General features: G+C 42.8%; 10 protein-coding genes. 1 reads left to right on the forward strand and 9 read right to left on the reverse strand.

Annotation, left to right across the window (positions count from 1 at the left end):
* Positions 1 to 108: 108 nt before the first annotated feature.
* On the forward strand, positions 109 to 750 hold the full coding sequence (locus ABFX15_RS07505) for a pentapeptide repeat-containing protein (RefSeq protein WP_346024844.1): 642 nt from the start codon (positions 109 to 111) through the stop codon (positions 748 to 750).
* Positions 751 to 1,286: 536 nt separating this feature from the next.
* On the opposite strand, the gene ABFX15_RS07510 is transcribed toward ABFX15_RS07505, so the two are convergent.
* The 9 genes from ABFX15_RS07510 to ABFX15_RS07550 form a co-directional block, all read right to left on the reverse strand.
* A complete protein-coding gene (locus ABFX15_RS07510; protein WP_346024845.1) occupies positions 1,287 to 2,813 on the reverse strand; it encodes a glycoside hydrolase family 43 protein in 1,527 nt (508 codons plus the stop codon).
* Between the two features lie 67 nt (positions 2,814 to 2,880).
* On the reverse strand, positions 2,881 to 4,827 hold the full coding sequence (locus tag ABFX15_RS07515) for a glycoside hydrolase family 127 protein (protein WP_346024846.1): 1,947 nt from the start codon (positions 4,825 to 4,827) through the stop codon (positions 2,881 to 2,883).
* Between the two features lie 39 nt (positions 4,828 to 4,866).
* Positions 4,867 to 6,444: a xylulokinase gene (locus ABFX15_RS07520; RefSeq protein WP_346024847.1), complete on the reverse strand. Its 1,578-nt coding sequence runs from the start codon at positions 6,442 to 6,444 to the stop codon at positions 4,867 to 4,869.
* A 267-nt stretch (positions 6,445 to 6,711) separates the two neighbouring features.
* Positions 6,712 to 8,379 carry an extracellular solute-binding protein gene (locus tag ABFX15_RS07525; RefSeq protein ID WP_346024848.1) on the reverse strand — a complete coding sequence of 556 codons (1,668 nt, stop codon included), beginning with the start codon at positions 8,377 to 8,379 and terminating at the stop codon, positions 6,712 to 6,714.
* Between the two features lie 393 nt (positions 8,380 to 8,772).
* Positions 8,773 to 10,197, reverse strand: a complete 1,425-nt coding sequence (gene araA / locus ABFX15_RS07530) for an L-arabinose isomerase (RefSeq protein WP_346024849.1) — start codon at positions 10,195 to 10,197, stop codon at positions 8,773 to 8,775.
* A gap of 27 nt (positions 10,198 to 10,224) precedes the next feature.
* A complete protein-coding gene (locus ABFX15_RS07535; protein WP_346024850.1) occupies positions 10,225 to 10,917 on the reverse strand; it encodes an L-ribulose-5-phosphate 4-epimerase in 693 nt (230 codons plus the stop codon).
* Between the two features lie 204 nt (positions 10,918 to 11,121).
* On the reverse strand, positions 11,122 to 12,708 hold the full coding sequence (locus ABFX15_RS07540) for an extracellular solute-binding protein (RefSeq protein WP_346024851.1): 1,587 nt from the start codon (positions 12,706 to 12,708) through the stop codon (positions 11,122 to 11,124).
* A 354-nt stretch (positions 12,709 to 13,062) separates the two neighbouring features.
* The gene (locus tag ABFX15_RS07545) at positions 13,063 to 14,613 is read right to left on the reverse strand and encodes a glycoside hydrolase family 43 protein (RefSeq protein ID WP_346024852.1); all 1,551 of its coding nucleotides are present in this window, start codon (positions 14,611 to 14,613) and stop codon (positions 13,063 to 13,065) included.
* Between the two features lie 98 nt (positions 14,614 to 14,711).
* A complete protein-coding gene (locus ABFX15_RS07550) occupies positions 14,712 to 15,803 on the reverse strand; it encodes a GntR family transcriptional regulator (protein WP_346024853.1) in 1,092 nt (363 codons plus the stop codon).
* Positions 15,804 to 15,965: the final 162 nt, after the last annotated feature.

Consider the following 15,965-nt stretch of genomic DNA (forward strand, 5'->3'; position numbering starts at 1 on the left):
CAAACTTTTCGCATTTATTGGACATAATAAAGCAATCAAGTGGTATAATCGAGTGGAGAATCTGCAATCGCTTCACTACATCCCTATATTTATTAAGGAGAATCGCCCATGTCACGTAAAATCAAGCGCCCCTCGCTTCCCGTAAGTCTGCCACTCATCAACTTTATGGAAGTCTTCGATCCGGAAGAACCTTACATCGAACAGGCAGAAATCGCCGACTGTGTCATCACATTGTCCGATACACGACTCATCGAATTCAAAGGTGTGCGATTCAGAAATGTCCAGTTCGATCAATTGACGGTAAACAATGCATATTTTAAAGATGTGAAATTCATCAAATGTGAATGCATCAATGCCGAACTGACTGAAAGCAGTCTTAAACGGGTGTCCTTTCAGCAATGCAGACTTAACGGCATGCTTTTCACTGACAGCTTCCTTGAAGATGTCTCGTTTACTGATTGTATCATGCATCTATCAAGTATAGGCTTCTCAAAAGTCAAATCTGTATTATTTGATCAATGCAAGTTAAATGAAATGGATTTCCTTGAGTGTTCTTTAAAGCAAACCCGGTTTGAATCCTGTGACTTGAATCGAGCAAAGTTCAGTCATACCTCATTGAATACCATCGATTTGAGTTCATCAGAGTTTGACGCCATTGCAGTATCTATAGACGACATAAAAGGTGCCATAGTAAACGAATCTCAGGCTCTCGGATTTTTGGAAATGCTGCAGCTCAAGATTAAAGACTAAACTGCGTATGACGTAGTTGGTTCAAGTTCACCTAGTGAGGGTTCCACTTGAAGTATCTCTCTTTGTCGCTCCTCTATTACCCACTCAAAGACTTAATCACATTGGGTGGGTCTTGATTTTTTATTTACTTACCACTCAGCAGGACATATCCAGCGAGTGGTAAGTAATTTCAATTTCTTTGACCACTCAGGAGCACATACCATTTGAGTGGACATTAAATCCACAATTATTGACCACTCACTCGGCTTATTAGCATGAGTAGGCAATAAAGTCATATATTACACCACTTATCGATTATAGACCTACTAAAGCATCAGAAGCTTGCCAAATCCGGCTCCTTTTCCCAAGCTTTCTCTAACACTTAAGCGGGAACAATCATCATGATGAGTGTTTTCCTTTTATAATTATTGCCATTTAGAGAAGTCAAAAAGACACACTCCCTGTCAGCACCCTCCGACTAGGTTAACGAGTGTGTCTCTTTTGCTGCTGTTGACCTGTTCAATCGTTCAGTTTAGATCATTATATTACGTAATGAATCAGTGCTTGACGAGAGTCAATGAAGTAAAGTCAGCGTGTCCTCGATCTTCTCTATCGGTCACAGCGTAGATTCCCATTGTACAGCCTACGAATCCGCCTGCTACTTTTGTGCTCAAATAGTGGATATCTACATTTTCAGCTATGACAACTGTTTCATCATTGATTACAGCTGATGCACTTACTGTCTGACCTTCTCCTGTAAGCGACAGCTGAAGAGAGCTGTCAGTTATCTCTTTTGACCCGACAACCGTTTCTTCTCCATCGATTAAAGATACAAATCTGACTGTTTTAACGCCGTCCAGATAGCTGACGATAAGACGAATCGAATACTGGTCATTCTGCAGAACGACCAGTCCCGCTTCTTCTCCTTCTTTCAGGGCTTCATCCATTTCTACACTTAGCGTATAGTCCATAGTTGACTGACGCAGACCAATATAGGTTGGTGTATCTATTTCCTGAATCGTAACAGTTGACGGATAAAGTCTTAACCAGCCTTCTCTACTTTCTCTGTCGTAATTATCCCAGTTAGGATTTCTTAAATGAACAAAAGCGGAATCTTCCTTGGTCAGATCAAAGGCTTCCTGAGTTTTAACCGGGACTAGTGGCAGTCCGTGCTCCTGCGTGTTCAGAAGACGTCCTTCTCCAGGGTTGATGACTGGCCAGCCGTCTTCCCATTGAACTCTTGCCAAGAAGGTTTCACGTCCTAAGTTGTCATAGCCGTTGAACTGTCTGCTCGCCAGTAGAGTAATGAACCACTCTCCGTTTGACGCTTCGACCAGATCGCCGTGACCGACATTATGAATCGGATACTGATTCCCTAAGTGGCGATGGGTCAGAATCGGGTTATTCTTATTGCCGATATATGGCCCATCGATCGATTCACTGCGTGCAATCGTAATCGCATGGTTGAATCCAGTGCCTCCTTCAGCAATCATCAGGTAGTAAAGTCCATCCTTTTTGTAAATATGCGGACCTTCAGGCCAGATTGCGTCTCTCAGTGCACCTTTCCATAGTTTGGTGCTTACGCCCACTAGAGACATAGTTTCGAGATCCAGCTCCTGAAGCCAGACTTCCCAGTCCCCATTATACGTAGCGCCACGAGGATTTTCTCTCGTACCCACGTAATAGCATCTGCCGTCTTCATCGAAGAACAAGCTGGGATCAATTCCCGGTGCGTTGTCTATAAAGTATGGATCTGACCAGTCTCCTGCTGGGTCATCAGTTTTCACCAGGAAGTTTCCGCCGTTAGTCACGTTAGTTGTAATCATATAAAACGTGCCGTCGTGGTATCTAATTGACGGTGCAAATATCCCTTGTGAATGAGCCGCACCAATAAGGTTCAGCTGCTCTTTTCTATCCAGGACATTACCAATCTGTTTCCAGTTGACCAGATCTTTACTGTGATAAATCGGCACACCTGGGAAATAGGCGAATGTGGACGTGACTAGATAAAAATCATCTCCCACCGCACACACGGATGGATCTGGGGCAAAACCTTCGATTATCGGGTTGTTGAACTTCTGCATAAGTATCTCCTTTTTAGGCTTCTGAATAAGCACTATAATATTAATATATCTTATAAATTGTATTGATTCAGTCTCTATCGATCCAGACTCTCATTTCCCCCTTGGAACGGTTGGCCCATAAATGATACGGGATGAATGTCAGCTCCACTTCTTTTGTTTCAAAAGGTTCGTAAGGAAGATAGAGCGACTCAGTCCAGTCTTCGGTAATGACAGTTCGCACCCCTCGCCCTTTCAGAAAAACAGTCTCACCTAATACACTATCTTCAAGTGGTTTACTTACAGGAGTCTCTTTTAAAGAAATCAGGTGAAGCTGATCGCCGTTATCTTCCTCTTCCAGACAATAGATAAACGGTCCTCTCTGGATCGCTACTTTTCCTCTGTTATTTTTAACCGAGGGATGTGACTGCCATTCGATAACCGGCATGTCAAATGTCAAACTGATTTCAGCATCTTCAGATAAAATAAGATAGACATAGCCGTTTTTACGGTAAGACTCTACAGGATTGGCCGATGAGTCGATTGTGAATGACTTGCTCCAGGAAGGCTCTCTAAACGCAAAGGTAACTGATTCTTTAACGCGGCTAACGCTTAACTTAGCTTTTCCTTCATAGGGCATATCGGATTCTAGTATTATATCGACAGTTTCGTCCTTCCATTCAATTCCGCCTTGAAAGTCAGAATAAAGATGGATGGCAATGCTCTCATCATTTTGGCTAACAACATATCGGTTAAGTGAGGTCAATGTTCTGGCCAGGTTAGGCGGACAGCAGGCGCAGCCAAACCATGATGGCCTCACCGGTTTAACATGGCTTTTACCCGGATCATACTGATGAGCTTTCGGATCACTTTCAAGCGGATTGACATAAAAGAAGTGTTTACCGTCGAGAGCCATGCCGCTGATAATCGAATTATATAGCGTCCGTTCCATTATTTCTGCATACGCTCTATCTGTATCATGATTCATCATAGCTCGGGCAAAATACAGCAGGCCTATAGAGGCACAGGTTTCACAATACATCGTGTCATTCGGCAGATCAAAATCGAAAGTGAATGCTTCGCCGTGAACGGTTGATCCGATGCCACCAGTGATATACATCCGTTTCTTAACGATATTATCCCACAGCCTTTTTGCAGCCTGAAACAATTTCTGATCATTACGTATATGAGCGACTTCAGCCATAGCAGCAGCCATATAAACGAGTCTAACGGCGTGACCAACAGCTTCTTCCTGCTCATAGACCGTCTGATGGATCTGATAGTATTTCGGATTGATCGAATACCCCGGCATTTTCTGCTCCAGGCCCATCTCTTCATTTTCTTTAAGCTGCTTCTTGTAGAAGTCCGGATCCTGTCCTCTTATATCGAGGAACCACTTACTCAAATCAATGAATTCAGTCTTGCCAGTCACTTCGTAAAGCTTGACCAGTCCAAGTTCGACTTCCTGATGCCCGTCCGCACCATTGATTTTTCCTTCTTCACTGCCAAAGTTTTCTCTAATGCAGGCAACCAGTTTTTCAGACACGTCCAGCAGCCTGCGGTCGTCAGTCGCTTTATAATAAGCAACAGCCGCTTCAAATAAATGACCTGCACAGTAAAGTTCATGGCTTTCGAATAAGCGTCTGAACTTGAGATGTGGTGCATCAATCTGATAGAACGTACTGAGATACCCATCGTCATCCTGGGCCTCTACAATCAGCTTAACAACTTCTTCCATCATAGCCATCAGGCTGTCGTCCGGAGTCAGTGCATAGCTGTTAGCCGCCGATTCCAGCCACTTGTACACATCAGAATCCTGGAAAAGCCAACCGTAGTGATGCCCATTCGACCTTCCAGCCGCAATTCTCAGATTTTCCAGGGCATGACTTTTTTCAGAAGGGATGAAGTCGTCATCCCTTTCTTTGTCAATGGTAATATCCGCTTCATCATTAAGCACAGACCACTGATAAGGAATCATTTCATCTTTTATAAGGGTGTGATATCTTGACCAGAAAGCATCGGTAAATGTCATTGTCATTACTAGTCACTCCAATTTATTGTCAGCTTATTTGCTTTATTAGTGTCTTAACTGTTTTACTGCTGTTTTTTCAACTTCCAGCATGTCTTTATAACGGTCAAGGAACGTGCTGAACTGCTTATTGCCTTCTTCAGTTGGCTTGAGTGTGTCAATATCCTGACTGCTGAATACTTTAACAGCAAGAAAATCTTCGAGTTTTTCATTCTCATCCTTACTGATCATATAAGAAGCAAGCAATGCCATTCCCCAAGGTCCACCTTCTCCTGCGCTTTCCATTACAGAAACTGGAACGTTAAGTGCATCAGCCATCAACTGTTGTCCGACATGTTCTGTCTTGAAGAATCCACCATGTCCAAGCAGCTGATCAACCGTGACTTGTTCTTTCAGCGTCAGAATATCCATACCCAGTTTAAGTGTCGCCAGAGCAGAATAGATGTGGGTACGCATGAAGTTAGCCAGCGAAAGTGTGCTGTCAGGCATCTGAAGGAACATGGGCCGGCCTTCTTCAAAGCCTGTGATCGGTTCTCCAGAATAATAATTACAGCTCATAAGCCCGCCATTATCAGCGTCAGCTTCCAATGCTTTCTTAAATAATGTGTTGAACAGTTTGTCAGAAGATACTTCCAGACTTAGAGACTCAACCAGTTCCTTGAAGAGTCTGGCCCAGGCATTTATATCAGTAGTAAAATTATTACAGTGTACCATCGCGGTCGGTTTCCCGGAAGGTGTGGTTACCATATCGATCTCTTCGTAATAACTGGACAGTGCTTCTTCTAGAACGATCATTGAGAATACTGATGTCCCGGCAGATACATTTCCTGTACGAGCTGCTACAGCGTTTGTCGCAACCATTCCCGTTCCTGCATCCCCTTCAGGCGGACAAAGCTGTGCACCAGAATTAAGCTGTCCGCTTGGATCGATCAGACGGGCTCCTTCTTCGGTCAGCTCACCAGCTGATTCTCCAGCCTGGAGCACGTCCGGCAGAATCTTCTCCAGCGTCCAGGACTTATCTGACTGAGCTGTCTGTTTCTCGTAAAGGTCCATCATAGTCGTGTCATAGCTACCGGAATCACTGTCGATCGGGAACATTCCCGCTGCTTCTCCGACTCCCAGTACTTTTCTGCCAGTCAGCTTCCAGTGAACATATCCAGCAAGTGTGGTCAGGAAATCGATCTGTCTGATATGCGGTTCATTATCGATAACGGCCTGATGCAGATGAGCAATACTCCATCTTTGCGGAATGTTGAACTGGAACAGATCAGTCAGTTCCTTAGCGGCTGTTTCAGTTGTCGTATTGCGCCAAGTTCTAAATGGCGTAAGCAAAGTCCCAGATTTATCAAATGGCAGATAGCCGTGCATCATACCGGAAAAGCCGATGGCGTCGATTTTCGTCAGTGTTTCATTGGTCTGTTCCTTGTACTCCGCAGCAAGAACTTTATATGCCTGCTGGAGACCTGCCCAGACCGTTTCCAAGTCATAGGTCCAGTACCCGTTCTCAAGCTTATTTTCCCACTCATATGAACCGCTGGCTACCGGTTTGAATAACTCATCAATTAGAACTGCTTTGATACGGGTCGATCCGAATTCGATTCCCAAGGTATATTTTCTGTTTGTCATACGTGCACGTCCTATTCTGTATATTATCGTCTTAATAAAGCGCTTTTATTCTATTCTATCCTACCTCACATATCAGGTATATATCAATGAAATGAAAGCATTATCAAAATAATTTTAAACCAAACGTACGGACATGTCAACGTTTGATTAAAATCTGAACAAACCCTTTTAGAATGCTGGTGCTGATGGAAACGAAATATGAATTAAAAGAAAAAGACGCAGAACAGAATATTCTGTCCACGTCTTTTCGTATTAGTGATTTTATTGTTATTCTACTTCTTCAAGTGTTTCCTGGAACGCTTCGTATGCATTATTGATCAGCTCCATGTAGCCGTCAACGTTCTGATTCTCCAGATCAGACATGAATTCATCCCAACGGTCAAGTGAGTACTGACCTGTAATGAATCTCATTGTGTACTGATCTACAGTATCTTTAAGTGGTGTTGACAGAAGTGCAGCCTGCTCCTGATCTGCCTGACTCATTGGATATGGAGGATCTGGAGTAACCAGCTCACGGCTCTCAATCATGCTCTGCTGGAACGCAATTTCAGAATCATTCATTTTAGATAGAGTGATTTCTGAGTTACTTGCGAAAGCAAAGGCAACGTTACCGAATCCATAATCTTCCTGCAGACTTTCTGGTGCACCTGGGTTGAAGGTTTCATAAGAGATGCCATCAAGTGGACGGTAGCCACCGGCAACTTCGTCAGTTTTCTCGTATGTCTCGCCTTCAATACCCCACTGAGCGAATTCATTTCCTTCATCGCTGTAGTACAGCCAGTCGACATATTGCAGTAATGCCAGTAAATCGTCTCTTTCAGCTACATTGTTATTAAACATGACTCCACTGACCAGACGGCTTCCGCCTACTTTAGGTCCAGCCGGGCCGTCAAGCATTGGCATTCTTACAAATTCCTGTTCATTGTCGTCGCCTCTGTCAGCAAGGCCTTCATTGACATCTGCCATAGTAAGCGCCTGTCCTGAACTGACGAAAGCTTCGTTATTGACAAGCTGATTACGTGTACGCTCGCCGTCTTGAGTAAATGCTTCAGGAGTCAGCAGACCGTCCTCTACAAGTCCAGCAAAGTATTCAATCATGTCGCGGTAACCATCTTGCATTGGTGCGTAGACAAACTGATTTGTCTCTTCGTCGTACATCGCACCATCTCCGAATCCCCATCCACCAACTGTGTCAAATGACGGACCGGCAAACAGGAATGTTGCATTTCCTTGCCACCAAAGAGTCATTGGCATTGTGCCTGTCTCATCTCTCAGGATTTCAAGTGCTGATCTCAGTTCGTCCCAAGATGTAGGTTCTTCAATGCCATACTCATCAAATACAGTTTTGTTGTACTTCAGACTAAAGTCAAAATGGACATTTTCGTGAATTCCTGGCAGCACATAATACTTACCATCAAGGTATCTCAGGTTATCCAGTTCTTCCTGAAGTCCCCATTTCTCCACGCGATCCTGGAAGTGTGGCATGTATTCAACATAATCCGAAATCGGTAGAATTGCTCCAGATGCTACGAATTCATTCTCCACACCAGGCCATGAGTCTGTAACGTAGTCAGGCATATCGCCAGCAGCGATCGTAACTGAACGTCTCTCTTCAAAGTCTGATAATGGAACAGCAACTGCATCGTAAAAGACGTTATGTTCATCTTCTAGAACTTCAAAGAAACGCCAGTCCGGATCATATGGATACGCTGACAAATCTCTGTACAGAATACTGATATCCAATGGTTCTGTTGCTACGAATGTGTCCCCTACGTTGAAATCATCCATTGCACCGACTGTACCGATGTCAATCGTTTCTTCTCCATTTTCCGACGCCTGTCCTTCTTCATTCACTGTGCCTCCATTGTTGCAGGCAGCCATCAGTAAGCCCCCACTAAGTGTCAGGCCCATCATAAGTAACTTTTTCTTACTCATTTATTTTCCTCCTCTTTTTTCAATTAGATGACATCAAACAGCTGGATCCATATAATTATGTAACAGTGATGAAGTCTAACACAACAGTCATGTGTGCGCTTTCAACAAGCTATAAAAAAAATATGTTTCCTTCTATGTTTAACACATCTGTAATTTGTAAGTAAAATTTACCATATCAAATTGGTACGGTCAAGTTATTTCTGATTTATTTTGTTATTTAATTGTTCGGTCTACCTTTGTCATAGTGAATATTAAATTTGATAACTTGTTTTCGTCTTCTTTATGCTATTTTAATATATTATAACTTTTATGCTTATTTGAAAACAGAAAAAAACTGAAACACTAAGTGGTCACCCTAGCATTCCAGTTTCATGTTCAGAGTTATTTCGAAAGCTAATCGATCAGAACTGTTTCCAGATCGACCATTTTTGCCCAGTCCAGAATCACTTCTTTGTCTAAAGCCAGCGTTGCAACCGTGTGATGCCCGCCACCAGCTTCGATCCATTTTTTGATGCTTGTCTTGAAGTCCGGATTCGGTTTCCAGATGACACGTGCAACTGGAAGATTAGGTGCTTCTTCTTCAGGAGTTACTGCTTCAAATGTATTGACCATCAGTCGGTAATGTGTCCCCAGATCAAGCATTGAAACGGCAAAGCCATCTCCAGCTTTTCCATCAAAAACTAAGCGAGCGGGGTCTTCCTTGTCCCCGATACCAAGTGGATTGACAACAACTCTAGGCTTAGTTTCAGCAAAAGTCGGATCCACTTCAAGCATGTGCGACTGGACAATGTACTCATTTCCTTTTGCAAAATTATATGTGTAGTCTTCCATGAATCCAGTAGACTGATTGTCAGCCATTACCTTTACTAAACGGTCAAGTGCCGCAGTTTTCCAGTCGCCTTCTCCTGCAAATCCGTACCCTTCCGCATTCAGACGCTGAACAGCCATCCCTGGCAGCTGCTTCATCCCGTGGAGATCTTCAAAATTCGTTGTAAATGCAGTATAGCCTCCTGCTTCAAGGAAACGTCTGAGGGCAATCTCAATTTTAATCTGCTCTTTTACATGCGATTCATAAAAATCAGGATCATTATTTCCTGGATCCATGTCATAAAGAGATGCACATTCGTCATAAGTGTTCTGAATGTCTTCATCAGACACTTTATCCATCTCTGCAACTAGATCACCGATACCATAATAATCAACCGTCCATCCAAACTGGATCGCGGCTTCAACTTTATCTCCTTCAGTCACCGCTACATTTCGCATGTTATCACCGAAACGAGCAACTTTGATGTTCTGAGATGCCACATAACCTGCTGCTGAACGCATCCAGTTATTGATTTCTTCGTGGACTTCACTGTCTTCGTAGTGACCGATAACCACTTTATTGTTCTTTTTAAGACGTGCATTAATAAAGCCGTACTCGCGGTCTCCATGTGCACTCTGATTCAGATTCATGAAATCCATGTCGATAGACTGCCATGGCACTTCCTTATTGTACTGTGTAGATAAATGCAGCAGTGGTTTCTGTAAGAGTTTTGTTCCAGGAATCCACATTTTTGCCGGAGAAAAAGTGTGCATCCAAGTAATAACACCTGCCACTTCATCCCGGTAGTTCACTTCTTTCATGACTTCTCTAATTTCATCAGCTGTAGTAACTAATGATTTAAATACTAAAGGAAAAGCGAAATCTGCGTTTTTGTTCAGACTGTCAACCATTTCTTCCGCATGCGCTTTCACTTCATCCAATGCTTCTGGTCCATATAAATGCTGACTTCCAACTACAAACCAGAACTCTTTACTATTCGTTTTTAACATTTTGACACGTCCCTCATCCTACTAATTTTACTGACCATAATATGCGTTTTTACCATGTTTTCTTAAATAATGCTTATCCAGAAGCGACTGATCCATTCGTGAACTGCGGTCATTAAGCATCAATCCGTGATACGTCATTTCTGCAACTTTTTCCAGTACAACGGAATTATGAACCGCATTATCCGGTGATGTCCCCCAGGTAAATGGCCCGTGATCATTCACCAGGACACCTGGTATCTGATTTGGATCGATCGTTCTTTCTTCAAACGTTTCAATAATAACTGAACCTGTCTGCTTTTCGTAATCTGTAACGATTTCATCTTCCTTCATTGCTCGCGTAACTGGGATATCTCCGTAGAAATAATCCGCATGTGTTGTGCCAGCAGCTAGAATATCAATGCCTGCCTGCGCAAAACTGACAGCCCATGGCGAATGCGTATGCACGACGCCACCGATATCTTTAAACGCTTTATATAACTCTAAATGAGTCGCCGTATCACTCGAAGGCTTCAAGTCACCTTCTACGACATTTCCTTCATAATCAACAACAACCATTTTATCAGGAGACAGGTCATCGTATGCTACCCCACTGGGCTTGATGACTACTAATTCTTTTTCCCGATCCACACCACTGACATTTCCCCATGTAAATACGACCAGATCGTACTTGGGTAATGCCATATTTGCTTCATATACTTTCTTCTTTAAATCTTCAAGCATCACTTGCCTCCTACTTTTCAGTCATTTCGTATCTCATATATTAGTCAGTATAACCCTATAGGTACGGACATGTCAATCTATTTTAAAACGCTTCCTTAAATTGACTTTGAGATTAACTTTACCTTTCTTTTATGTAAATAAGATGGCTAGAGTAATATACTAGCCATCTTATAGTACGAGTTAAAATAGTCACAATACGATATCTTACTCTACTTCTTCCAGCGTTTCCTGGAAGTCCCTGTATGCATCGTTTACCAAGTCAAGATAGCCCTCGACATTCTGGTTTTCCAGGTCATCCATAAACTCATCCCAGCGATCCATTGAGTATTGACCCGTAATGAACCTCAAGGTATACTGATTGACCGTATCCTGAAGTGGTGTAGACATCAATGCTGCCTGCTCCTGATCTGCTGCAGACATAGGGTAAATCGGATCCTCTTCGATCAGTTCTCTTTCTTCGTTCATGCGCTCCTGATACTCCATCTCATTTTCATTCATGATAGACTGACGGATTTCAGCTGGACCAGCAAATGCAAAGGCTACATTACCAAATCCATAGTCTGCCTGAAGATCTTCATCTGCATCAGTATTGAACTGTTCGAATCCGATGCCATCAACCGGTCGGTATCCACCAGCCACTTCATCGGTTCTTTCAAAGGTTTCGCCTTCTACACCCCATTGCGCATATTCCGTTCCTTCATCACTGTAGTACAGCCAGTCGATATACTGAAGGACGGCAAGGAAGTCATCTCGTTCAGCTACGTCGGCATTCAGCATGATTCCACTGACCAGTTGTCCTCCGGCTACTTGTGGTCCTGCTGGTCCTTCAAGTAACGGCATACGGACAAATTCGTATTCACCTTCGCCATGCGCTTCTGTCAGACCATTATTGACTTCACTCATTGTTCCTGCCTGTCCGGAACTGACAAAAGCTTCAAGATTCGTCAGTTTATTATTTGCCATGTCGCCATCCTGAGTGAAGGCTTCCTGATCCAGCAGGCCGTCTTCATGGAGTCCGGCAAAGTATTCGATCATGTCACGGTAACCCTGCTGCTGAGGAGCGTAGACGAATTCATCTGCATCCTCGTCGAAGATTACACCTCCGCCAAAGCCCCAGCCTCCTACAGTATCAAAGGATGCACCTGAGAAGTTGAACAGAGCATCTCCCTGCCACCATAAGGTCATTGGTTCAGTTCCTGTTTCATCTCGTAATACAACCAAGGCATCACGCAGCTCATCCCACGTTTCTGGTTCTTCCAGACCATACTCCTCGAACACGGTACGATTGTACTTCAGGCTGAAGTCAAAGTGAACATTTTCATTTAAACCGGGCAGCACATAGTAACTACCATCCAGCTGACGCAGGTTGTCGATCTGCTGTTCAAGTTCCCAGTCTTCAATTCTCTGCTGGAAATGGGGCATAAGATGTACGTAGTCTGAAATCGGCAGAATTACTCCGGATGATGTGAAATCGCCTTCATCTCCAGGCCAGGTATCCGTCGCATAGTCAGGCATATCTCCTGCTGCCACTGTAACTGATCGTCTCTCCTCGAAGTCCGACAACGGTACACTGATAATATCATAGAAGACATTGTGTTCTTCTTCCAGATGCTCGAAAAACAGCCAGTCGTTATCTACCGGGTAGTCCGGAATATCTCTGTAAAGAATTTCAATATCAAGCGGTTCGGTAGCCACAAAGGTGTCACCAAATTCAAAATCTTCCATCGCACCAACCGAACCGATATCATCTTCTGCAATCTCCCCCTTCAGCCTGGTCGTTAGCGCCTTCATTATTACACGCAGTCAGAAGCAGTCCTCCGCATATCGTTAGACCGAGCATCCATGTTCTATTCTTATGTGGTGTCGTAATTTCCTCCGTTATCCTATTTATCGCTTCAATCATTTTATCAATTATAACGCTTTCACTTCATTCGTTAAATGACTGACATTATCAGCTCCTAGCTAAATAAAAAAACTGAAATCTTTTATCATCTTAGCTGAGAATGATAATGACTTCAATTTTTATGGGTTCACTTAGATTAAAGTTAAACTCGTTACAGTTGTACGTATGTTTAACTTGTTTTCACTATAACACAGCATAAGATGTACGGTCAAGAGGTGCACTAGAAATTATTAAGACTTTTCTCAGCTATTTAATGTAGAATAAATGAACGACTTGAAACGGGCATAACCACCAGTTTTTTCTGTTGCAAAGCTGAACAGACCGAATCGGCATCCGGTGAAATGGTCGAGTTTGAAAAAAAGCTGATGATCAGGTCCGACTTTTTTAAATTGATCCACTTCTCGTGAACGATAATAGAACGACGCGACATCCCTGCCATTTCTGAAATCAGCCTCAATCATAAGGTCAACGTGCTCTTCAGTCAGACTGATTCTTACCCATTCTTTTTCTGATCTATCTGTATCTCCCTTATTACTCATATCCTTTGAATCACTTTCTGATGTTCTGACCAGAAGCTGATAGTGACCATCTCCTTTTGTGACTGCTATAAAGCCATAGTCGCCCTGAAATGCACTGATACCAGCAAGGTCCCCATCATTCAATCCTTTAAAATCCACCCTGACACTAGCTCGGCAGTAAGGAAAAGTCATTCTCTGGGTCAATGTGTTTACAGCTTCCATCAAGTCTTTGACTTTCTGTTTGTGGCTGATTTCATAATAGCCTTCATCAGTATTTAAACTGAAACTTTCTTGATCTGGTTCGTGATTGAACTGCCACCAGTGCTGTAGACCGTAACCATTTTCCTGCTTCACTTTAAACTCGTCACTCGATACCATCTTATCGACATTGACAGGCTGTCTTATCGGGTAGCTGAAGGATTCTGGTATTTTATTTTTGTCACTGACTACAGGAAGTCCATCTTTCCAGTTTAAAGGGACGAGAACCGGCATCCTCCCTGCTGCACCCATATCCTGAAACAGCATCATATACCAGTTTCCTTCCGGCGTATCGACAATACCGCCCTGAGCCACTCCTTGTCCTGAAAATCCTGAATCGTCTTCAAGTATAATGTCACCGGTGTAAGGCCCATCTATTCGATCAGAAACAAAACAGGACTGCACTCTAAACCACTGGTCTGGAAGTGAACTGATCAGGAACAGGAAATACTTCCCGTCGATTTTGTATATATGCGATCCTTCATATCCCAGGACAGGATTGGGTTCCGACACGATAATCTTACTTATCCCATCATTTTTTGGCCCGGTCAGCTCGTCATTCAATTCTGTTACCCTGATATCTGTATTTCCATAAACAATATATTTACGGTCATCATCATCAAACAGAAGTGAGGCATCGTGGTAAAACCCTTTAACAGTTTGTTTCGTCCATGGCCCATTAATATTGTCAGTCCTGTACAGATAGGTTTGTTTAGTATCATTGGCAGCAAACAGCACGTAAAATGTTCCCAGGTGATAACGCAGTGTGGCTGCCCACATCCCTTTGCCGTAAATATTCTCCCCATCTTTTAACTGCTGTGCTGGAGTACTGTCCAGACGGTCATAAATATAGGAATGGTGTGACCAATGGACTAAGTCAGTGGACGTGAGCAGTTCTCCGCCAGGAAAGAAGTGCATAGTAGTAGATACCATATAATACCGATCCCCTACTCGAATAATATCGGGATCCGGATAATCTAATGGAATAATTGGATGAGGCACTGGCTTCTTAATCATAATATCCTCCTTGTAAATACAAAAAAAAGTTCAAAGAGCCTTCCTCTAAACTTTTTTTTGTCATATAGACATGTCTTGTGTTTAAATGGATTTAATGTTCAGTCTGTTAGTTTTCTTGTTGAATTTCTGACAACCAGTTCCGGTTCGAATATAATCGACTGCTGATTACTGTCGCCTTCTTCGATTGCGTTAATGATCCATCTGGCGGCTGCTTTACCGAGCTCTTCTTTCGGGTGACCAACTGTAGTCAGTTTCACCGTAGGCAGAGCCGTACTGTAGAAACTGTCATCGTGGCTGACCACTGAAAAATCTCCCGGACAAGATTTGCCGAGTCGGCTCATGACCTTGATGAGTTCAACAGCAATTTCATCATTATAGACAACAAATGCAGTAGGCAACTCATCGCCTTCAAGCATTTTGCTAATCTTTTCAGCCAAAAAAGGTTTGCTTTCAGTGTCATATCTTAAAATGTGATCACTCTTGAAACTCAAATGGGCTTGATGAAGAGCCTTTAAATAACCTTTCAGTCTGTTTTTTCCTTGAATGTCATCTGTCTTGGTGATCATGCCAATGGACGTATGCCCGAGCTCGATCAGATGTTCAGTCGCAATTCTACCAGCTTTAACATCATCTACTGCTACAAGTGGCAGATCAAGCTCTTCATAAGAAGCATTCACCATGATGAGAGGTGTGTTCTTTTCAGAAAGACTCAAATAGTAATTCAGATTCGGATTCATCAGGTTACTTTTTGTCGGCTCAATGATCAAACCATCGACCTGTTGACTCAGCATACTGTCAAGACTCAACTTTTCATTATCCACATTGTTGCGCGTACTTGAAAGCATCAGAGAATAATTGCAGCGCGACAGCTCTTCCTCTATTCCTCTTATGATCGAAGGAAAAATGTAATCAGATATGTAAGTCGTGATGACACCAATTTTCTTTTTTCCGTTACTTGTCAGCTGTGTTTTGTACTGATCACTTACAAAGGTTCCTGATCCCTGCTGTTTAACGAGGTAACCTGTACTTACCAGTTCAGCAATCGATTGTCTGACTGTGTGACGGCTTACATTATACTCCGCTCTAAGAACAGCCTCAGAAGGAATTTTCTCTCCTACCTGATAATCGCCTTTTTGAATACGCTCTTTGATTTCATTTTTTATGGTCAAATATTTTGGCTTCGACGTCATGAATCTATCCTCCCTAGTATACTAGAGACACCTAGGAAACTATAGATGCTCTATATAAGTGGATTTAGGGTTTTCTCTTTTGAGTTTTCCCTCCACTTATTTTCTTTTTTTAAATTTTTTCACATTTTTATGCTTATTACTTGACTTTTGGTTTTTGCCTAC

This window comes from Alkalibacterium indicireducens, from assembly GCF_039522005.1.
GTDB classification, from domain to species: domain Bacteria; phylum Bacillota; class Bacilli; order Lactobacillales; family Carnobacteriaceae_A; genus Alkalibacterium; species Alkalibacterium indicireducens.

Bases quoted from the DNA above. Each gene is read 5' to 3' on its own strand.
- ABFX15_RS07540 (WP_346024851.1), bottom strand. From the start codon at position 12,708: ATGAAGGCGCTAACGACCAGGCTGAAGGGGGAGATTGCAGAAGATGAT.
- ABFX15_RS07545 (WP_346024852.1), bottom strand. From the start codon at position 14,613: ATGATTAAGAAGCCAGTGCCTCATCCAATTATTCCATTAGATTATCCG.
- ABFX15_RS07515 (WP_346024846.1), bottom strand. From the start codon at position 4,827: ATGACAATGACATTTACCGATGCTTTCTGGTCAAGATATCACACCCTT.
- ABFX15_RS07505 (WP_346024844.1), top strand. From the start codon at position 109: ATGTCACGTAAAATCAAGCGCCCCTCGCTTCCCGTAAGTCTGCCACTC.
- ABFX15_RS07520 (WP_346024847.1), bottom strand. From the start codon at position 6,444: ATGACAAACAGAAAATATACCTTGGGAATCGAATTCGGATCGACCCGT.
- araA (WP_346024849.1), bottom strand. From the start codon at position 10,197: ATGTTAAAAACGAATAGTAAAGAGTTCTGGTTTGTAGTTGGAAGTCAG.
- ABFX15_RS07510 (WP_346024845.1), bottom strand. From the start codon at position 2,813: ATGCAGAAGTTCAACAACCCGATAATCGAAGGTTTTGCCCCAGATCCA.
- ABFX15_RS07550 (WP_346024853.1), bottom strand. From the start codon at position 15,803: ATGACGTCGAAGCCAAAATATTTGACCATAAAAAATGAAATCAAAGAG.
- ABFX15_RS07525 (WP_346024848.1), bottom strand. From the start codon at position 8,379: ATGAGTAAGAAAAAGTTACTTATGATGGGCCTGACACTTAGTGGGGGC.
- ABFX15_RS07535 (WP_346024850.1), bottom strand. From the start codon at position 10,917: ATGCTTGAAGATTTAAAGAAGAAAGTATATGAAGCAAATATGGCATTA.